Raw genomic sequence first — 20,348 nt, forward strand, 5'->3', positions numbered from 1 at the left:
GCGTAAGCTGACGGCAGCCCGAGGCTGCGCAACCCTCTGATTGGGCAGGTCCCTAACCGGCCCCATCTCCTGAAAGCTCGTGAGGGCCGTCCGAACGCCGGGCGGCCCTTTCGATTGACCCCGGATTTGATTAACCCCGGATTTGATTAACCCCCAGACTGGCCCTCTATCCGGCCCGGACCCATGCTGCGCATCAACGATCAGATCATCATCCGTGACTGGGAGCTGTCAGAAAGCTTCACCCGCTCCTCCGGGCCGGGGGGGCAGAATGTCAACAAGCTCTCCACCGCCGTGGAGCTGCGGTTCGAGGCTGAAAGCAGCCCCAGCCTGCCACCCGCCATCAAGGCGCGGCTGAAAAAGCTGGCGGGGCGGCGCTGGACGCTGGAAGGCGCGCTGATCATCCGGGTCGAAGATACCCGCAGTCAGGCCCGGAACCGCGAGATTGCGCGCGAACGGCTGGCCGCCCTGATCGAACGCGCGCTGGTTGCGCCCAAGCGGCGTGTGGCCACCCGGCCCACGCTTTCCAGCCAGCGGCGGCGCGTGGATGCGAAAAACCGGCGCGGAACCGTTAAAAACCTGCGTGGAAGGGTTGATCCGGCGACCGACTGAGCACAATTGTTGCGGGTGCAGACCAGAATCGAAAGTGAAAGCGAAAGCAAAACGCCAGATCCGAAAGGCGAGCAGGCCATGAAGCAGACCCCTTTGCAGGCCCTGGTATCGTTGATCGAGCCGGTGTTCCGCCGCCCTGAGTTCATTCAGGCCGCCGCCCTGTGTCTGCGTGAAGGCAAGCGGGGGCGCGAGGTGCTTCTGGTCTCCAGCCTCAGCTCGGGCCGCTGGATCCTGCCCAAGGGCTGGCCGATGAAGAAACGCACGCTGGCCGGCGCCGCCCTGCAGGAGGCTTGGGAAGAATCCGGCGTCATCGGCAAGGTCGAAGAGGTGCCGGTCGGTTTTTACACCTATCAGAAGATCCGCGCGGGCGGCCTGCCGGTTTCCTGCCGGGTCGAGGTGTTCCGCGTGTCGGTGGCCGATCTCGCGCGCGACTGGCCTGAACGCACACGCCGCAAGCGCAAATGGATGACCCCCGAAGCCGCCGCCGCGGCGGTTCAGGAACCTGACCTGAAGACGCTTCTTCTGTCGCTCTGACGGCCGGCCCGGCCCGGCTTTGGTGCGCAGCGCCGCGTTGCGTGGCAGGGAACCCCCCGGATGGCAGGATGTTGCATTGAATATCGCACGGAAAGCCTTTAGGGCCCCGATTGTAACAGTTTTATGACGCTCCGGAGCCCGCTCATGCCCGCCCCTGCCGACCCCAACGCCAAGGGGATCAAGACGCTCGACAAGGATCTGGGCCGGATCAGCCTGATGGAGCAGGCGCTGGTCTTCACCGCACGCCCCCTGATCGCGCCGGGGCTGGCGCTGGCCTTTCTGGTGCTCGTGGCCATCGTGGTCACCGCCTTCATCGGGGCGCAGCAGGGCGCCCTGGTCGTCATCGCGGCGGCGGTGATCGGCGGGTATATGGCGCTCAACATCGGCGCCAATGACGTTGCCAACAACATGGGCCCGGCGGTGGGCGCCAATGCCGTCACACTGGGCGGCGCGCTGGTCATCGCGGCCATCTGCGAAACGGCAGGCGCGCTGCTGGCGGGGGGTGATGTGGTCAGCACCGTATCGCGCGGGATCATCGCGCCCGAAAGCGTTGCGGCACCGCGCGTTTTCGTCTGGGCGATGATGGCGGCGCTGCTGGCCGGGGCGCTGTGGATCAATCTGGCAACATGGTTCGGCGCGCCGGTCTCCACCACGCATTCGATCGTCGGCGGGGTGATGGGGGCGGGGATCGCGGCGGCGGGTTTTGCGGCGGTCAACTGGCCGGTGATGGGCGCCATCGCCGCCAGCTGGGTGATCTCGCCGGTGGCGGGCGGGCTGATCGCAGCGCTTTTCCTCGCCTTCATCAACAGCCGGATCATCTACCGCGACGACAAGATCGGCGCCGCCCGCACATGGGTGCCGGTGCTGATCGGCGTGATGGGCGGCGTGTTCGTGACCTATATGGCGCTCAAGGGCATCTCGCGGATTGTCAGCTTCAGCCTGAGCGAATCGGTGATGATGGGCCTTGCCGCAGGGCTGCCGCTGGCGCTGGTGATGCGCCCGGTGATCCGCCGTCAGGCGCGGGGGCTGGAGAACCGCAACAAATCGCTCAAGGCGCTGTTTGCGATCCCGCTGGTGTTTTCAGCCGCGCTTTTGTCTTTCGCACATGGCGCCAATGACGTGGCCAATGCGGTGGGGCCGCTGGCCGCCATCGTCCATGCCGTGCAGCACGGCGGCGCAAGCGAGCAAGTGATAATTCCGATCTGGGTGATGGTCATCGGCGCGGTGGGGCTGTCGTTCGGGCTGTTGCTGTTCGGGCCGAAGCTGATCAATATCGTGGGGTCCGAGATCACGCGGCTGAACGCGATGCGCGCCTATTGTGTCGCGCTGTCGGCGGCGGTGGTGGTGATCATCGCCTCATGGCTCGGTCTGCCGGTCAGTTCGACGCATATTGCCATCGGCGGCATCTTTGGCGTCGGTTTCTACCGCGAATGGTATCATGAGAAAGTGCTGAAGGAAAACCGTGAGCTGTCTACCCTGCCGGTAGAGGAACGGACGCGGCGCAAGGTGGTGCGGCGGGTTCATCTGCTTACCATCCTGACCGCCTGGGTTGTCACGGTGCCCGCTGCGGCCACCCTGTCTGCAATACTGTTCCTGCTGCTGGTCGCGGTGGGCGGCGCGGCATAAGGGCCTGACCGCCGTGCGCTACCCTTCTGTCGGGGCTGTGGACGGAAAGAAAGAGAGGGGGCGCTGCCCCCGCCCGCCCCTCTGCGAGGGTCGGACTCCCCCGGGATATTTCTGAACAGGTGAAGCAGGGGCGCGGCGCCTCCTTTCATCTTGCCGGAAATACGCTGGGGGGTGAATTGGCCGGCAGGCCAAGAGGGGGGCAACGCCCCCCCTCTGCTTTTTCGTCACGAGGCGTCGCGGCTGCTTTCGCCCTGCGCGCGGGTGGCCGCAAGGCTTTGGCCGGGGGAGAGCGCTTCGGGGTCAAGGCGCAGTTCGATCACCGCGGGCAGGCCGGATGCCTGCGCGCGCGCGAACGCTGCCGGGAATTCATCGGTGCGTTCGACCAGTTCGCCATGCCCGCCATAGGCGCGCGCCAGCGCGGCGTAATCGGGGTTGAACAGGTCGGTGCCGCTGACGCGCCCCGGATAATGCCGCTCCTGATGCATGCGGATTGTGCCGTAGCGCCCGTTGTTGCACACCACCGTCACCACCGCCGCGCCATACTGGCGGGCAGTGGACAGCTCGTTCAGTGTCATCTGGAAATCACCGTCACCGGCCACGCAGACCACCGGGCGCTCAGGGTGTTCCAGCTTCGCCGCGACCGCCGCCGGAAAGCCGTATCCCATGCTGCCCGAGGTTGGGGCCAGATGCCCGGGGAAGGCGCGGGCGCGGAAGTAGCGGTGCAGCCAGGCGGCGAAATTGCCCGCGCCATTAGTGATGATCGCGTCGTCGGGCAGGGTGTCTGACAGGTGTTTCATCACCTGCTCCAGCTTCACGGCGCCCGGTGTTTCGCGCGGCGTGACCCAGCTTTCGTAATCGGCGCGCGCCGCGGTTGTCCATTGCGCCCAGTCCGGATGCGCCGGTGCCTCGCGCCGTGACAGCCGGGCGATCACGTCGATGGCGGGCGCAGCAAGTGCCAGATCGGGGCGGAACACGCGGCCCAGCTCATCGGGGTCTGGATGCACATGGATCAGCACCTTGCCGGGGTTGCCGGGCTTCACCAGTTCATACCCGCCGGTGGCGATGTCACCAAAGCGCGCGCCCAGGATCAGCAGGCAATCGGCCTCTTGCAGCCGTTTCGCCAGCGCCGGGTTCATCCCGACGCCCAGATCGCCCACATAATGGCTGTGGCGGTTGTCCATCCGGTCCATGCGGCGGAAGGTGGCGACCACGGGCAGATCAAAGTTCTCGGCGAAACGCGCAAGGTTCTGCGCGGTTTCGGTTGACCAGACCGAGCCACCGGCCACCACCAGCGGCGCCTTTGCCTTGCACAGCATCGCCAGCACCGCGTCGATCTGCTCGGAGCAAACCGAGGGCGGGCAGGGTGCGACGGGTGCGATATCGGGCACGTCTGCTTCGGCCGAAAGCATGTTTTCGGGCAGCGCCAGCACGACAGGCCCCGGTCGGCCCGAACGCGCGGTGTGGAAAGCGCGGCTGACATATTCGGGGATGCGGTCGGTCTGGTCGATCTCGGCGGCCCATTTGGCGAGCGGGGTGAAGAAGGCGCGGTAGTCCACCTCCTGAAAGGCTTCACGGTCGCGGTGGTTGTTGTCTATCTGACCGACGAACATGATCAGCGGTGTCGAATCCTGTTTGGCGACATGGATACCCGCCGAGGCATTGGTCGCCCCCGGCCCGCGTGTGACGAACACCACGCCGGGTTGGCCGGTCAGCTTGGCATGGGCTTCGGCCATCATCGCGGCGCCGCCTTCGTGGCGGCAGACGATATTCTCGATCCCGCTTTCATGCAGCCCGTCAAGTGCAGCGAGGAAGCTTTCGCCGGGCACCGAGAAGACCCGCCGCACCCCCTGCGCCTTGAGTTGATCGACGAGTATCTGCCCACCGTGGCGCGTATTGCGATGCATGATCTGCTCCTTGCTGCTTCAGCGCCGCAAGATCGCGCATCGGCATGGCGGGTGCAAGCTTGTCGCGCCGGGATGCGCGCGCTAGGTGAGGGGAAACGGAGAAAGACATGACAGAACCAAGGCTTCTTTGCCTCTGCGGATCGCTGCGCAAAGGCTCTCTCAACCGCAAACTGATGACAGTGGCGGCCGCCCGTTTTGACGGAAGTTTCGAGGAGGGCGATCTGCGCCTGCCGCTTTATGACGGCGATCTGCAGGAAGCGCAGGGCCTGCCTGAAGGCGTGGCGCGTCTGGCCGCGCAGATCAGCGCCGCCGATGCTTTGCTGATCGCCTGCCCGGAATACAACAAAGCCCCGCCCGGCCTGCTGAAGAACGCACTTGACTGGGTGAGCCGGGCCGAAGGGCAGGTGCTGGAGGGCAAGCCCGTCGCGCTGGTTTCGGCCACAGCAGGGCGCGCCGGCGGCGAGCGGACGCAATCCATACTGCGCTGGATGCTTCAGCCCCTGCGCGCCGAGGTGCTGACCCATCCTGAGGTGCTGGTCGGCCCGGCGGCGGATGCGTTTGATGCCTCGGGTGCGCTGGTGTCCGAGCGGTTTCAGAAGGCGGTCGATGCGCTGATGGCCCGGCTGACAGCGGCGGCGCGGGAAAAGCAGGCCCGCTGAGCGTGTCAGAGGGCCGGGCGGCGGGGCGCGCTGGTGCGGCGGGAACGGCGCGGCGTTGCAAGCGCCCTTCAGGGCGCTTGCAACGCGATTGCTTAATCGCGCTTTACCGGCCTCTGCCAAGGCTCCCGCCCCGAGTCAGATGGGAATCTGAGGGGCATCTGACAGAAAAACCCCCGGCACAGGCCGGGGGTTTCGGGTCTTGCTGCAAGGCTTCCCAGTGATCAGTTCGGCACTTCGCCCGACATGCCTTCAACATAGAAGTTCATGCCCAGCAGGTCACCATCCGGTGCCACTTCGCCCTCGGCCAGCCAGGGCGTTCCGTCCTGCCGGTTGATGGGGCCGGTGAAGGGGTGGTAGGCGCCGGTGCGGATGTCTTCGATCATCGCTTCGGCCTCGGCGCGGACATCGGCGGGGATGCGCTCGTTGAACGGGGCGAAGGTCACTTCACCCTCGGGGATGCCCGCCCAGCTGTCGCCGGCCTCCCAGGTGCCGTCAAGACGCTCCTGAATGCGCTTGACGTAATAGGGCGTCCAGTCATCGATGATCGCGGTCAGGTGCACATCGGGCGCGAATTGCGTCATATCCGATGCCTGACCGAAAGCCAGCGCGCCACGGTCCTGCGCCACCTGCAGCGGTGCGGTGGAATCGGTGTGCTGCATGATGATGTCCGCGCCCTGATCAATCAGCGCCTCGGCTGCGGCGGCTTCCTGCGCCGGGTCAAACCACGAATAGACCCAGACCACCCGGAACTGCACATCCGGGTTGACCGCGCGGGCATGCAGATAGGCCGCATTGATGCCCATCACCACTTCCGGAATCGGGAACGAGGCGATGTAGCCGATGGTGTTTGTCTCGGTCATGCGCCCGGCGATATGGCCGATCACGGCGCGGCCCTCATAGAAGCGCGCGTTATAAAGCGAGACGTTCGGCGCTTCCTGCATGTAGCCGGTGGCATGCTCAAACGCCACGTCCGGGAAGCGCTGCGCCATGGCATTGACCGCCGGGCCATAGCCGAAGGAGGTGGCAAAGATCATATCCGCGCCCGACAGCGCCATCTGCGACAGAATGCGCTCGGCATCCGGCCCTTCGGGGACGTTTTCGACATAGAAAGTCTCGACCGCGTCGCCGAAATGCTCCTGTGCCGCCAGACGTGCCTGATCATGGGCATAGGTCCAGCCAAAGTCACCCGGCGGGCCGATATAGATGAAGCCCACTTTCAGCGGGTCATCGGCCAGTGCCGGGCCGGCAAGCGCGCTGAGGCCCAGTGCGAAGGCCGATGCGGCAAGTAGAGTTCTGCGTTTCATTCAGGTAGCTCCCTGTTGATGCGGGTCAGGCCCGCGGGGTGGACGCGCCAGTTTCAACTGGCGGCATGGAACGGTCTGCCCAACGAGCCGGGGGCGGCAAGCGATCTGCGCGCCCGGCCAGACGACATGATGGCAAGGACCAGAATAGTGATCAGATACGGCGACATGGCAAGATATTCCACCGGAACCCGGATGCCCGCAGCCTGCAAATTCAGCTGCAAGACAAGGATGCCGCCGAAAAGATAGGCGCCCAGCAGCGCCCGCCACGGCCGCCACGAGGCAAACACAACCAGCGCCAGCGCGATCCAGCCCGCGCCCGCTGTCATCCCCTCGGTCCATTGCGGCACGCGGATCAGCGACAGATAGGCCCCGCCCAGCCCCGCACAGGCGCCGCCGAACATGATAGCCAGCAACCGCACCCGGATCACATGATAACCCAGCGCATGGGCGGCGTCGTGGTTTTCGCCCACCGCCCGCAGAATACGGCCGCTGCGCGTGTAGCGCAGCCAGTACCAGACCGCCGCGATGATCACGATGGACAGATAAACCATCGGGTCATGGCGGAACAGAATGGGGCCAAGCACCGGAATGTCGCTGAGAAACCCGAAGTTCATCTTGGCCGTGCGCGGCGGCACCACGCCCACATAGCCCTGCCCCAGCAGCGCCGAGAACCCCAGCCCGAAGAGGGTCAGTGCCAGACCTGAGGCCACCTGATTGGCTTTCAGAAGCTGGGTCAGCACCCCAAAGATCAGCGACAGTGCCGCCCCGCCGCCCATCGCCGCCAGCATGCCCAGATAGGGGTTGCGGGTGATCACCGCGATGGCGAAACCCACCACCGCGCCGGTGATCATCATCCCCTCGACGCCAAGGTTCAGCACGCCCGCCTTTTCCACCACCAACTCGCCGATGGCGGCCAGCAGGATCGGCGTTGCCGCCACCATCAGCGCGGCCACCAGCACCACCGGGTTGATTGACGAAAAATCCATCACACGGCCTCGCGCACAGACAGGCGGATTCGATAGTTTGACAGCACATCGACCGCCAGCAGGAAGAACAGCAGCATCCCCTGAAACACCTGAATCGCGGCCGAGGGAAGGCCCAGCATGAATTGCGCCAGCTCGCCGCCGATATAGGTCAGCGCCATCAACAGCCCCGCCAGCACGATGCCCACCGGGTGCAACCGGCCCAGAAACGCCACGATGATCGCGGTGAACCCGTAGTAGGAATTGAAGTCGATGGAGATCAGGCGCGCGGGGCCTGAAACCTCGAACATGCCTGCCAGCCCGGCCATGGCGCCGGAGAAACCAAGACACAGCACCACCAGCCGCGCCGGGGCGACACCGGCAAAGCGCGCCGCGCGCGGGGCCTGACCAGCCAGTTGCACCTGAAAGCCCAGAATATGGCGGTGCAGCATGATATAGGTGAAGATCACCGCAATGAAGGCCGCGACCACCCCCCAGTGCATCCCGGTATTGGCGATCAGTTCCGGGTTCGCCCCCGCCGGATATTGCGAGATATTGCGCGAGCCGGGAAAACCCGCGCCATCGGGGTTGCGCATCCGGCCCACGGCCATCGCGGCAAGGATCTTTTCCGCGACATAGACCAGCAGCAGCGAGACCAGAATTTCGTTGGTGTTGAAGCGCGTCTTCAGAATGGCCGGGATCATCGCCCAGGCCCAGCCGCCGAACGCCCCCGCCAGCACCATCAGCGGGAAGATATACCAGCCCGGCGCGGGCCAGAACCACAAAGCCACCGCAGCGCCGCACAAGGCACCGATGATATACTGCCCCTCGGCGCCGATGTTCCAGATTCCCGCGCGGAAACCCACCGCCAGCCCCACCGCGATCAGGATCAGCGGTCCGGCCTTGACCAGCAGTTGCGGCCGCGAATAGGCCGCGAATTGCGGGCTGAAAAGCGGGTCCCAGAAGATCAGCTTGATCGCGACGAGAGGGTCTTTGCCCAGGGCCATGAACAACAGCCCGCCCGCGATCATCGTCAGGAACACCGCCAGAACCGGCGTCGCCCAGTTCCATGCTTTCGAGGGCATGACGCGTTTTTCAAGCCGCAGCATCGCTCGCTCCTTCCGCGCCACCCAGCATCAGGCCGATGGCCTCCATCGTCAGGCCCTGCACCGGGCGCTTCGCGCTCAGCCGCCCGCCGTTCAGCGCGGCGAATGTATCGGCGATTTCAAGGATCTCATCCAGATCCTGACTGATGACCACCACCGCCGCGCCGTTCTGAGCCAGATCCATCAGCGCCTGCCGGATCGCCGCCGCCGCCGAGGCATCGACCCCCCATGTCGGCTGGTTGACCACCAGCACCTCAGGGCGTTGCATGATCTCACGCCCGATGACGAATTTCTGCAGATTGCCCCCTGACAGCGCGCGCGCCACCACATGCGGGCCGGGTGTGCGCACATCGAACCGCTTGATGATACTCTCGGCAAAGGCACGGGTGCGCGCGGCGTTGATGAAGCCGTTCTTCACCAGCTTCTCGCGCCATGCGCCGGTCAGAAGGGCGTTTTCCGTCAGGCTCATGTCCGGGGCGGCGGCATGGCCCAGCCGCTCTTCGGGGGCGCACAGAAGCCCCAGCGCGCGCCGCGTATTGGGGCCGGTATGGCCTACCGGGTCACCCTTGAAGCTCACCGCGCCGGACGTGCTTCGCAATTCGCCCGAAAGCGCGCCCAGCAACTCATCCTGACCGTTTCCGGCCACCCCGCCGATGCCCAGTATCTCGCCCGCCTGCACGCTCAGCGACACACCCTTCAGGCTGGTGCCAAAGGCCGAGGGGGCGGGCATGTCCAGCGCTTTCACCTCCAGCAGCACCGGCCCGCGTGCCTGCGGGGCGCGCTCTGGCTGGTGCAGCGCGGTACCCACCATCATTTCGGCCAGCGCGCGCGCGCTTTGTGCGCGCGGGTCGCAGCGGGCCACCACCTTGCCCAGCCGCAGCACGGTGGCATTCTCGCAAAGCGCGCGGATTTCCTCCAGCTTGTGCGAGATATAGAGGATCGAGCGGCCCTCAGCGCGCAGCTGACGCAGGGTGCGGAACAGGATCTCCACCTCCTGCGGGGTCAGAACCGAGGTCGGCTCGTCCATGATCAGCAGATGCGGGTCTTGCAGCAGGCAGCGGATGATCTCAACCCGCTGGCGTTCACCGGCAGACAGATCACCTACCAGCCTGCCCGGGTCCAGCGGCAGGCCATAGGCGTTCGATACCTCGCGGATACGCGCGGCCAGCGTGCGGATCGGCGGCGGGTTGTCCATCCCCAGCGCCACGTTTTCGGCCACATCCAGCGCCTCGAACAGGCTGAAATGCTGGAACACCATCGCCACACCCGTCGCGCGAGCCTGTGAGGGGGCGGCGGGCGCATAGGGCTGCCCGCGCCACAGCATGCGCCCGCTGTCTGGCCGGACCAGCCCGTAGATCGCCTTCACAAGTGTCGATTTTCCCGCACCATTCTCGCCCAGAAGCGCATGCACCTCGCCCTTGCCGATCTCGAATGTGACATCGCTGTTGGCAATGACCCCCGGATAGGCCTTGGTCAGGCCTTCGATGGCAAGCAGGGGTTCGGTCATCCGGCGGCCTCCCGTTTCTGCGCGCCATCTTTGTTGCGGGCGGCGCTGTCGTTCAGTAGCGCGGCGGCCACCCCCACGGCAATGGCCTGCGGATGCTTGCCCAGTTCCGGCGCGCCGATGGGGCAGCGAATGCGTGAAATCCGGGCATCCGGATGGCCCAATGCGCGCAACCTGTTGCGAAACCGTGCCCATTTGCTGGCCGATCCGATCAGCCCCGCGCTGGCAAAGCCATGGCCCAGAAGCCGGTGGCACAGTTCCAGATCCAGCGCATGGGAATAGGTCAGAATCAGGTGTTCGGCCTCAGCCGGAGCGTCGGTCACCAGCGCTGCGGGGTTCGTGCAGGTGCGGATGGTCACGCCGGGGGGGATGCAGGCGGGGAAACGCTCCGGCGCGGTGTCGATCCATGTCAGCGCAAAGCCGGGCAGGGGATGGAGCACCGAAACCAGCGCGCGGCCTACATGCCCCGCACCCCAGATCCACAGGTCACGGCCGGGCGCGGCCACGGGTTCTGCCAGCCAACCCGCTTTCCACAGGGTCTGCGCCATGCCCTGCCCGCGTGCATTGCGTTGCGCGCGGGTCATCGCCAGCGGCATCTCCGCCGCCCCCTCGATGCGCCGGGTGTGAAGGCCACTCTCCGGCATGACCGCCAGATCAGCGGCGGTGAAACGCTCGTACACCAGCGTCACCGCCCCGCCGCAGCACTGCCCCAGCGCCGGACCCAGCGCAATGCGCGCCACTTTCGGCCCGCCGCCCGCCAGCAGCGCCCGCGCCGTTGCGGCCGCCTCATACTCCAGCGCGCCGCCGCCGATGGTGCCCTCCTGCCCGGTTTCCCAGACCAGCATCGCCGCCCCGGCCTCACGCGGGGAGGAACCCTGATGCGACGCAATCACCACCCGCACGAGCACCGGCACGCGCGCCAGAACCCCTGCGATGGCAGCGCGATCAATCATGCGCCCACCCTTTGCCGCGCCACGGCGGCCAGAATGCGCTCAGGCGTTGCAGGGGCATCCAGCGCCGGATAGACGCTGCCGTCACCACAGGCCGCCACGGCATCAGACAGCGCCATCAGCACCGAGATGCCATGCATGAACGGCGGCTCGCCCACGGCCTTTGAACGGTGGATCGTCTCTTCCCGGTTGCGCCCCTCCCAAAGCGCCACGTTGAACACCTGCGGACGGTCGCCAAAGGCCGGGATCTTGTAGGTCGACGGCGCATGCGTGCGCAGCCGCCCCTTGTCATCCCAGACCAGTTCCTCGGTCGTCAGCCAGCCCGCGCCCTGCACATAGCCGCCCTCGATCTGGCCGATATCCAGCGCCGGGTTCAGGCTGGCACCGCAATCATGCAGGATATCCGCGCGCAGAATGCGGTTCTCGCCGGTCAGCGTGTCGATCACCACCTCGGTGCAAGCCGCGCCATAGGCAAAATACAGAAACGGCCGCCCGCGCCCGGCGATCCGGTCCCAGTTCAGCCCCGGGGTGCGGTAAAAGCCGGTGGCCGAAAGGCTGACGCGTGCCTGATAGGCCCGGGCGATCACCTCGGTGAAAGCGTATTCCGTCCCCGCCACGCGCACCCGGTCATCCGCAAAACTGACCTCGGCAGGCCTGCACTGGTGCTCATCGGCGAGCATTTCCGCGATGCGGTCGCGGATGGTCACACAGGCCGCCTGCACCGCCATCCCGTTCAGGTCTGAGCCCGAGGAAGCGGCGGTGGCCGAGGTATTGGGCACCTTCCCGGTATCCGTGGCGGTGATTTTGACGCGCGAGAGCGGCACGCCGAAGGCATGGGCGGCAACCTGCGCGACCTTCTGGAACAGCCCCTGTCCCATCTCGGTCCCGCCGTGGTTCAGATGGATCGAGCCGTCGTTATAGACATGGACCAGCGCCCCCGCCTGATTGAGATGCGACAGTGTGAAGGAGATGCCGAACTTCACCGGCGTCAGCGCAATTCCGCGCTTGAGGATCGGATTCATGCTGTTCCAGGCGCGGATCTTCGCGCGCCGCTCAGCATAATGGCTGGATTTGTGCAATTCCGTCACCAGCTCATGCAGGATGAAATCCGTCACCGGCATCAGATAGGGTGTGGTCTGCGCGCCATTCGCGGGCGGTTTGGGGACAGAACGCGAGACGGCCTCAACCGCCCCGCGCGAGGTAGGATCAGCTGAGCGCACCGGCGCCTCGGCCACTTCCGGCCCGGCAGGGGCTGGGCGGCTGGAGGGTTCATAGAAATTCGCGCGGCGAACCTCCAGCGGATCACGGTCGAGCGCATGCGCGATATGGTCCATCACCCGCTCGATCCCCAGCATCCCCTGTGGCCCGCCAAAGCCGCGAAAGGCGGTGGCGGACTGGGTGTTGGTGCGCAGCCGGTGGCTTTCAATGCGCACATGAGGCAGGAAATAGGCGTTGTCGGCATGCAGCATGGCGCGGTCGGCCACCGGCAGCGACAGGTCCTGCGCCCAGCCGCAGCGGGTGTATTGGGTGAATTCGATCCCCTGAATGCGCCCGTCTGCGTCAACCCCCGCGCGGTAGGCAATGCGGAAATCGTGGCGCTTGCCGGTAATCATGAAATCATCGTCGCGGTCATAGCGCATCTTGCAGGGCTGGCCGGTCAGCGCGGCGGCCAGCGCGCAGGCCACGGCAAGCTGGTTGCCCTGACTTTCCTTGCCGCCAAACCCGCCACCCATCCGCCGCACCTCGACCCGGACGGCATGCATAGGCAGGCCAAGGGCATCGGCCACCTTGTGCTGGATCTCGGTCGGGTGCTGGGTTGAGGAATGGACCAGCATATCGCCGCCTTCCTGCGGCAGGGCGAGGGCGGCCTGCCCTTCCAGATAGAAATGCTCCTGCCCGCCCATTTCGATCACGCCGTCGATCACCCGTGCCGCCCCGGCAATGGCACCTGCGGCATCGCCGCGCGCCCAGATGCGCGGGCCATCCTCGAACCGGCTGTTGGCGGCAAGGGCGTCCTCGATGCTCAGCAGCGCGGGTTTCCCGGCATAGCTGACCTTGCCCAGCCGCGCGGCCTTGCGGGCAGCAAGGTGGCTTTCGGCCACCACCAGAAAGACCGGCTGGCCCAGATGATGCACCACACCCTCAGCCAGCAGCGGCTCATCATGGTTGGAGGGGCTGCAATCGGCGGGGCGGGGCAGGTCGATGAAGGTCAGCGCAGCCACCACACCGGGGGCGGCGCGCACGGCATCAAGGTCCATCGCGGTGATATCGCCATGCGCGATTTCCGACAGCCCGAAGGCCAGATGCAGCGTGCCTTTGGGCGTGGGGATGTCATCGACATAGCGCGCCGCGCCAGTGACATGCAGGCGCGCCGCGTCATGGGGAAGCGGGCTGTGCACGCTCATGGCGTCACCGCCAGTACATTGGTGGGCGTGCCATTGCTGTCATGGAACGCGCGCCAGAGCAGGTTCTGCGCCACCTCCAGCCGGTAACGGGCCGAGGCGCGCATGTCTGACAGGGGCGTGAAGCTGTCTTTGAATGCCGGGATTGCGGCGGTGATGGTCTCAGTGGTCCATGGCTGGCCCATGAGCGCCGCTTCCACCGGCCGGGCGCGCATCGGCGTGCCTGCCATGCCGCCGAAGGCGATGCGCGCTGCGGTGACGGTGCCATCGTCTACCGTGATGTTGAAACAGCCGCACAGCGCCGAGATATCCTGATCGAAGCGTTTGGATATCTTGTAGCAGCGCAAATGGTCGGGCTGACGGGGGATGGCGACGGCCTCGACAAATTCGCCGGGCAGGCGGTCTTGCTTGCCGTAGGAAAGAAAGAAATCCTCCAGCGCCATGCGCCTGCGCTCATTGCCCCGGCGCAGATGCAGCACCGCCCCCAGCGCGATCAGCGCGGGCGGCGCGTCACCGATGGGCGAGCCATTGGCGATATTCCCGCCGATGGTGGCGGCGGCACGCACCTGTGCAGAGCCATAGCGGCGGATCAGCTCAGTGAAGCCGGGGTGATAGGGGGCGATGGCGGGCATCAGCTCCGCCAGCGTGGTGGTGGCGCCGATATGGATTTCCGTGTCGGTGACCGTGACGCCGCGCAGATCATTGATGCCAGCGATGAAGGCCACCGGCCCCAGATCGCGGAGTTGCTTGGTGACCCAGAGGCCGATATCGGTGGCGCCCGCCACCAGCCGCCCTTCGGGGTGGTTCAGGCACCACTCGGCCAGTGCATCAGCGGTCTGCGGCAGCGCGGGGTGGTGGGTGTCGGACGGGGGGCTGTCTGCCCCCCACGGCCTGCGGCCTCCCCCCGAGGATATTTTCGAACAGATGAAATCAGGGTCGGTTTGCTGCTTCAGCCAAGCGGGCACCGGGTGGTCGGCGGCGGCCCCGGCGGCGCGCAGGATGGGGGCGTAGCCGGTGCAGCGACAGAGGTTGCCCGCCAGCGCGGTGTCGTGATCGGTCTCATTGTTCAGATGGTTCACCACCATCGCCATCACGAAACCCGGCGTGCAGAAGCCGCATTGGCTGCCGTGGTGGGCGATCATCGCTTCCTGCACCGGGTGCAGCGTGCCGTCGGGGGCGGTCAGCCCCTCGACCGTGCGCACGGCCTTGCCGTCAAGCTGCGGCAGCAGGAGGATGCAGGCATTGAGCGCGCGGGTGCCGCGTTCGTCTGACACCATCACCGAACAGGCGCCGCAATCCCCTTCATTGCAGCCTTCCTTGGTGCCCTTGAGCGCGCGGTTCTCGCGCAGCCAGTCCAGCAGGGTGGCTGTGGGCGGCGCATCGGTCAGATGCACGGGCGCGCCGTTGAGGAGGAAGGCGATATCGGTCATGAGCCCCGGATGTGAAAAGGGTTGCGGGCGATGCCCAAGGGTTCAGTGAACAATCCCCGGCCCGCTCTGGCAAGCGGTAACTTTTCTGCGCATGCAAAAGGATTTTCAATATTTCGTTGATAATCACCCGGCGCTTGCGCCTGCGCCCCCGGAGGGTAGATTGCGGCCATGAGCAAGCCCCGATTCATCCACCTCCGCACCCATACCGAATATTCCCTGCTTGAGGGCGCTGTGCCGCTCAAAGGCCTGATCAAGCTGTGCGAGAAGCAGTCGATTCCGGCGGTGGCGGTGACCGACACCAACAACCTGTTCGCGGCGCTTGAGTTTTCGGTGCTGGCATCAGCCGCCGGTATCCAGCCGATCATTGGTTGCCAGATTGACGTGGTTCTGCCCCCCGCCGAGCCCGGCGACAAGCCGCGCCCGCCCGCGCCCGTGGTTCTGCTGGCGCAGGATGAGGCGGGGTATATGAACCTGATGAAGCTGAACTCCTGCCTGTATCTGCGCGAGGGCAGCGCCTTGCCGCATGTCACCCCGGATGCGCTGGAGGCCCATGCGGAGGGGCTGATCTGCCTGTCCGGCGGGCCGGATGGCGTGGTGGGGCGGCTGATCCGCGACGGGCAGCCCGCGCGCGCCGAGGCGCTGATGCGGCGGCTGGCGGCGGCCTATCCCGGCCGGTTCTATGTGGAACTGCAACGCCACCCCGGCGAGGGCGGCGCACCAACCGAGGCCGAGGCCCTGACCGAGCGCCCGTTTGTCGAGATGGCCTATGCGATGGACCTGCCGCTGGTGGCGACCAATGATGTGCATTTCCCCAAGCCCGATATGTATGAGGCCCATGACGCGCTGATCTGCATCCGCGAGGGGGCCTATGTCGACCAGTCCGAACCCCGCCGCCGCCTGACCCCGCAGCATTACTTCAAGACCGAGGCCGAGATGGCGGCGCTGTTCGCCGACCTGCCCGAGGCGCTGGAAAACACGGTTGAAATCGCCCGGCGCTGCGCCTTCAAGGCCTACAAGCGCCCCCCCATCCTGCCGCGTTTCGCCGAGGATGAGGTGGAGGAACTGCGCCGGCAGGCGCGCGCGGGGCTGGAGGCGCGGCTGGCTGTCATTCCGCATGCTGTTGCGCTTGAGGAATACACCAAACGGCTGGATTTCGAGCTGGGGATCATCGAGCAGATGGGCTTCCCCGGGTACTTCCTGATCGTCGCCGATTTCATCAAATGGGCCAAGGATGAGAATATTCCGGTGGGGCCGGGCCGGGGCTCGGGCGCCGGGTCGCTGGTCGCCTATGCGCTGACCATCACCGATCTGGACCCGCTGCGCTATTCCCTGCTGTTCGAGCGGTTTTTGAACCCGGAGCGCGTGTCGATGCCGGATTTCGACATCGACTTCTGCATGGACCGCCGCGAGGAGGTCATTCAATACGTTCAGGAAAAGTATGGCCGCGACAAGGTGGGCCAGATCATCACCTTCGGTGCGCTGCTTTCCAAGGCCGCCGTGCGCGACGTGGGGCGCGTGTTGCAGATGTCTTACGGGCAGGTGGACAAGCTGTCAAAGATGATCCCGGTGGAGGGGGTCAAGCCGGTCTCCATCACCAAGGCGCTGGCCGATGAACCCCGCCTGCGCGAGGCCGCGCGCGAAGAGGTGGTAGGGCGGCTGCTGGACCATGCGCAGAAGATCGAAGGATTGCTGCGCAACGCCTCGACCCACGCCGCCGGTGTGGTGATCGGTGACCGCCCGCTGGATGAGCTGGTGCCGCTTTACCGTGATCCGCGATCGGACATGCCCGCGACCCAGTTCAACATGAAATGGGTGGAGGCGGCGGGGCTGGTCAAGTTTGACTTTCTGGGCCTGAAGACGCTGACGGTCATTCAGAACGCCATTGATCTGCTGAAGCTGCGCGGGGTCGATCTGAATATCGAGCGCATTCCGCTGGACGATGAAAAGAGCTACCAGCTTTACGCCAGCGCGCGCACGGTGGCGGTGTTTCAGGTGGAAAGCTCGGGCATGATGGATGCGCTGCGGCGCATGAAACCCACCTGCATCGAGGATATCGTGGCGCTGGTGGCCCTGTATCGCCCCGGCCCGATGGAGAATATTCCCACCTATTGCGAGGTGAAGAATGGCCTGAAAGCGCTGGAATCGATCCATCCGTCGATTGACCACATCCTGAAGGAAACGCAGGGCATTATCGTCTATCAGGAACAGGTGATGGAGATTGCGCAGGTCATGGCGGGCTACAGCCTTGGCGGTGCCGACCTGCTGCGCCGCGCCATGGGCAAGAAGATCGCCGAGGAAATGGCCAAGGAACGGCCCAAATTCATTGAGGGTGCGCTGGCTAACGGGGTGGACAGGAAGAAGGCGGGCGAGGTGTTCGACCTGCTGGAAAAGTTCGCCAACTACGGTTTCAACAAATCCCACGCGGCGGCCTATGCCGTGGTCAGCTACCAGACCGCCTATCTGAAGGCCAATTACCCGGTCGAATTCATGGCCGGTGTCATGAACTGTGATGTCCACCTGACCGACAAGCTGAATGTCTACAAGCGCGAGGTTGACCGGCTGGGGATTGAAGTGATCCCGCCCTGCGTCAACCGCTCGGAAGCCACGTTCACGGTGCGTGAGGGCGCGCTGGTCTATGCTTTGGGCGCGCTCAAGAATGTGGGTGTCGAGGCGATGAGGATGATCGTGGCCGCGCGCGGCGATCAGCCCTTTGCCGACCTTTTCGATTTCGCGCGCCGGGTCGATCTGAAGCGCGTCGGCAAGCGCCCGCTTGAGATGCTGGCGCGGGCCGGGGCTTTTGATCTGCTGGAGCGTAACCGCAAGCGGGTGTTTGACAATCTGGATGCGCTGGTCGCCTGGTCTGCGGCGGTGCAGGAGCAGGCGAACTCCGGGCAGGTGTCGCTTTTCGGCACCGGCGGCGATGACCTGCCGCCGCCCAAGCTGTCGCAGGGCAATGACTGGCTGGCAATCGACAAGCTGGCGGCCGAGCATCAGGCGGTGGGCTTCTACCTGTCCGGCCACCCGCTGGATGATTATGCCGGTGCGCTCAAACGCAAGGATGTGCTGACCCTGACCGAGCTTACCCTGCGGGCGCAGCGTGGCGCGGTGGTGGCAAAGATCGCGGGCGCCGTGGCCAGCAAGCAAGAGCGCAAATCGGCGCGCGGCAACCGGTTTGCTTTCGTGCAACTGTCAGATCCGACGGGGCTTTATGAGGTGACGGTGTTTTCCGACACGCTGGAGGCCGCACGCCCGCTGCTGGAAGCCGGGCAGAACGTGGTGCTGACGGTCGAGGCGACGATGGAGGCCGATACGCTGAAACTGCTCGCCCGCGCTGCCCAGCCGATTGACGCGGTGGTGGCCGATGCAGGGGCGGCGGGGCTGCGGGTGCGGCTGCATGATGCGGGGGCGCTGCCCTCGGTGGCTGAACTGTTGCTGCGCCATCCGGCGGGCAAGGCGCCGCGCAAGGCGCTGGGGCCGCTGATCTTCTGTGTGCCTGACCCCGACACCGGCGGCGAGATCGAGGTGGAGATCGGCAGGCAGGTGCCCGTCACGCCGGTTCTGCGCAGCGAGATGCGCAGCCTTGAGGGGGTTCTGGCGGTCGAGGAGGTGTAGGATGCTGCTGTCCGGGACCCGCGGGCGGGTGCGGGTGATCACGCTGAACCGGCCCGATGCGCGCAACGCTGTCAACCCGGAACTGGCGCGCAGGCTTTACGCCGAAATGCTGGCCTTTGATGCCGATCCGGACACCGATGTGGCGGTACTGACCGGCGCGGGCGGGGCGTTTTGTGCCGGGTTTGACCTGAAAGCGGCGGCGGGTTTTGAGGGCGCGGACTGGATCGCCGCGCTGGATATCCCCGATGACTGGAGCGACCCCGCCGCGCAGCCGCTTCCCGGCCCGATGGGCCCGTCGCGGCTGATGCTGTCCAAGCCGGTGATTGCCGCCATTGAAGGGCCCGCCGTTGCAGGCGGGATGGAGCTGGCGCTGTGGTGCGACCTGCGGGTGATGGCGGAGGGGGCGCAGTCCGGCGTCTTTTGCCGCCGCTGGGGCGTGCCGCTGATCGACGGCGGCACGGTGCGGCTGCCTGCGGTGGTGGGGCAGGGGCGCGCGAATGATCTGATCCTGACGGGTCGCCCGGTTGAGGCGGATGAGGCGTTGCGCATCGGGCTGGCGGACCGGGTGGTGGCGCAGGGCGGGGGGCTGGAGGCGGCGCTGGCGCTGGCCGACAGCCTTTCACGTTTTCCGCAGGGCTGCCTGCGCGCCGACCATCTTTCCGCCCGCATGCCGGGTGCGGAATTGGCCGCCCGGCTGCGCCGCGAGTGGCAAAGCGCGGGTATGGTGCTGGCCGAGGGCGTGGCGGGGGCGGCGCGCTTTACTGCCGGTGCCGGGCGCGGCGGGGCGTTCGAGAGCCTCTGACATTCTGGCCGCTCAGCCCGCCGTCCAGCCCCCGTCCACCAGCATCGCGCTGCCGGTGACCAGCGCCGAGGCATCCGAGGCAAGGTAAAGCACCGCGCCCATGATATCCTCAACCTGCCCCGCCCGGCCCAGCTTGATCCTGCCCTCGATCCAGGCGCGGCTTTGCGGGTTGTCAAAGGTGGGTTGCGTCAGCGGTGTCAGGATGAAGGTGGGGCAGATCGTGTTCACCCGGATGCCCTGCGCGCCCCATTCCATGGCCATGGCCTTTGTCATCCCCTCGACCGCCCATTTCGTGGCGCAATAGACCGCCCGCTCAGCGCCGCCGACATGGCCCATCTGGCTGGATATCTGGATGATCGAACCGGGCCTGCCCGCCGCCACCAGCCCCCGCGCGACCGCCTGCGCGATAAAATAGGCGCCCTTGATATTGATCGCGCTCACCGCGTCAAAATCCGCCTCGGTGGTGTCCAGCGCAGGGCTGTGGCGGGCGGTTCCGGCGGCGTTGACCAGAATGTCGAAGGGGCCGTGCCGGTGCACCGCCGCGCGGGTGCCGGCGGTATCGGTGATATCCAGCGGCAGGGGCAGGGCCTGCCCGCCGGTGGCCGTGATGGCCCCGACCGCCTCGTGGAGCGGCGCAGCCCGGCGCGCGGCCATTGTGACATGCGCACCCGCCTGCGCCAGCGCCGCAGCCGCAGCCAGACCGATGCCGGAGGAGGCGCCGGTAACCAGCGCGCGCTTGCCATCCAGCCGGAACGAGGGGGTTTGAGGCAGTGTGATCATGGCGGGGCCTTCCAGCGGTGTGGCGGAAGGGGGGCGCTGCCCCCCACGGGCCTGCGGCCCTCCCCCCGGCGTATTTGGGGCAAGATGAAACGGGCCGGGCAGGGGCGGCACCGGGGCGCGATGATACGGCGTCAGGCGGGGACCGCAAGGGCCGGGGTGCGGGA

General features: G+C 66.2%; 15 protein-coding genes. 6 read left to right on the forward strand and 9 right to left on the reverse strand.

Annotated features, from left to right (window positions below):
- Positions 1-183: 183 nt before the first annotated feature.
- From arfB to V7Q53_RS04250, 3 genes are all read left to right on the forward strand, one after another.
- Positions 184-609 carry an alternative ribosome rescue aminoacyl-tRNA hydrolase ArfB gene (gene arfB, locus V7Q53_RS04240; protein ID WP_333827159.1) on the forward strand — a complete coding sequence of 142 codons (426 nt, stop codon included), beginning with the start codon at positions 184-186 and terminating at the stop codon, positions 607-609.
- 78 nt (positions 610-687) lie between these two features.
- Positions 688-1,143, forward strand: coding sequence for an NUDIX hydrolase (locus tag V7Q53_RS04245; RefSeq protein ID WP_333827160.1), 456 nt, complete (start codon positions 688-690; stop codon positions 1,141-1,143).
- Positions 1,144-1,287: 144 nt separating this feature from the next.
- On the forward strand, positions 1,288-2,769 hold the full coding sequence (locus V7Q53_RS04250; protein ID WP_333827161.1) for an inorganic phosphate transporter: 1,482 nt from the start codon (positions 1,288-1,290) through the stop codon (positions 2,767-2,769).
- Positions 2,770-2,993: 224 nt separating this feature from the next.
- On the opposite strand, the gene V7Q53_RS04255 is transcribed toward V7Q53_RS04250, so the two are convergent.
- Entirely contained in the window at positions 2,994-4,673 is a 1,680-nt protein-coding gene (locus V7Q53_RS04255; RefSeq protein ID WP_333827162.1) for a thiamine pyrophosphate-binding protein, read from the reverse strand.
- Positions 4,674-4,780: 107 nt separating this feature from the next.
- Between V7Q53_RS04255 and V7Q53_RS04260 the strand changes: the two genes are divergently transcribed.
- Complete coding sequence (locus tag V7Q53_RS04260) at positions 4,781-5,332, forward strand: NADPH-dependent FMN reductase (RefSeq protein WP_333827163.1); 552 nt, start codon at positions 4,781-4,783, stop codon at positions 5,330-5,332.
- Between the two features lie 221 nt (positions 5,333-5,553).
- Here V7Q53_RS04260 and V7Q53_RS04265 read toward each other — a convergent pair whose 3' ends face one another.
- The 7 genes from V7Q53_RS04265 to xdhA are packed head-to-tail and all read right to left on the reverse strand — an operon-like array spanning position 5,554 to position 14,990.
- Complete coding sequence (locus V7Q53_RS04265) at positions 5,554-6,636, reverse strand: BMP family ABC transporter substrate-binding protein (protein ID WP_333827164.1); 1,083 nt, start codon at positions 6,634-6,636, stop codon at positions 5,554-5,556.
- Between the two features lie 53 nt (positions 6,637-6,689).
- Positions 6,690-7,622 (reverse strand): ABC transporter permease, encoded by a 933-nt coding sequence (locus tag V7Q53_RS04270; RefSeq protein ID WP_333827165.1) that lies wholly within the window; start codon positions 7,620-7,622, stop codon positions 6,690-6,692.
- Positions 7,622-8,707 (reverse strand): ABC transporter permease, encoded by a 1,086-nt coding sequence (locus V7Q53_RS04275; protein ID WP_333827166.1) that lies wholly within the window; start codon positions 8,705-8,707, stop codon positions 7,622-7,624. Before V7Q53_RS04275 ends, V7Q53_RS04270 begins: the two co-directional genes overlap by 1 nt.
- Positions 8,694-10,211 (reverse strand): ABC transporter ATP-binding protein, encoded by a 1,518-nt coding sequence (locus V7Q53_RS04280; RefSeq protein ID WP_333827167.1) that lies wholly within the window; start codon positions 10,209-10,211, stop codon positions 8,694-8,696. Before V7Q53_RS04280 ends, V7Q53_RS04275 begins: the two co-directional genes overlap by 14 nt.
- Positions 10,208-11,161, reverse strand: a complete 954-nt coding sequence (gene xdhC / locus V7Q53_RS04285; RefSeq protein WP_333827168.1) for a xanthine dehydrogenase accessory protein XdhC — start codon at positions 11,159-11,161, stop codon at positions 10,208-10,210. Before xdhC ends, V7Q53_RS04280 begins: the two co-directional genes overlap by 4 nt.
- A complete protein-coding gene (xdhB, locus tag V7Q53_RS04290; RefSeq protein ID WP_333827169.1) occupies positions 11,158-13,563 on the reverse strand; it encodes a xanthine dehydrogenase molybdopterin binding subunit in 2,406 nt (801 codons plus the stop codon). The genes xdhC and xdhB overlap by 4 nt, the downstream gene beginning before the upstream one ends.
- A complete protein-coding gene (gene xdhA, locus V7Q53_RS04295) occupies positions 13,560-14,990 on the reverse strand; it encodes a xanthine dehydrogenase small subunit (RefSeq protein ID WP_333827170.1) in 1,431 nt (476 codons plus the stop codon). Before xdhA ends, xdhB begins: the two co-directional genes overlap by 4 nt.
- A gap of 168 nt (positions 14,991-15,158) precedes the next feature.
- Here xdhA and dnaE point away from each other — a divergent pair, with 168 nt between their 5' ends.
- Positions 15,159-18,602 (forward strand): DNA polymerase III subunit alpha, encoded by a 3,444-nt coding sequence (gene dnaE, locus V7Q53_RS04300; RefSeq protein ID WP_333827171.1) that lies wholly within the window; start codon positions 15,159-15,161, stop codon positions 18,600-18,602.
- A 1-nt stretch (position 18,603) separates the two neighbouring features.
- Positions 18,604-19,404 carry a crotonase/enoyl-CoA hydratase family protein gene (locus tag V7Q53_RS04305; protein ID WP_333827172.1) on the forward strand — a complete coding sequence of 267 codons (801 nt, stop codon included), beginning with the start codon at positions 18,604-18,606 and terminating at the stop codon, positions 19,402-19,404.
- Positions 19,405-19,416: 12 nt separating this feature from the next.
- On the opposite strand, the gene V7Q53_RS04310 is transcribed toward V7Q53_RS04305, so the two are convergent.
- On the reverse strand, positions 19,417-20,181 hold the full coding sequence (locus V7Q53_RS04310; protein WP_333827174.1) for an SDR family NAD(P)-dependent oxidoreductase: 765 nt from the start codon (positions 20,179-20,181) through the stop codon (positions 19,417-19,419).
- Between the last annotated feature and the right edge of the window lie 167 nt (positions 20,182-20,348).

The organism is Pararhodobacter sp. (assembly GCF_036802785.1).
Classification (GTDB): Bacteria; Pseudomonadota; Alphaproteobacteria; order Rhodobacterales; family Rhodobacteraceae; genus Pararhodobacter.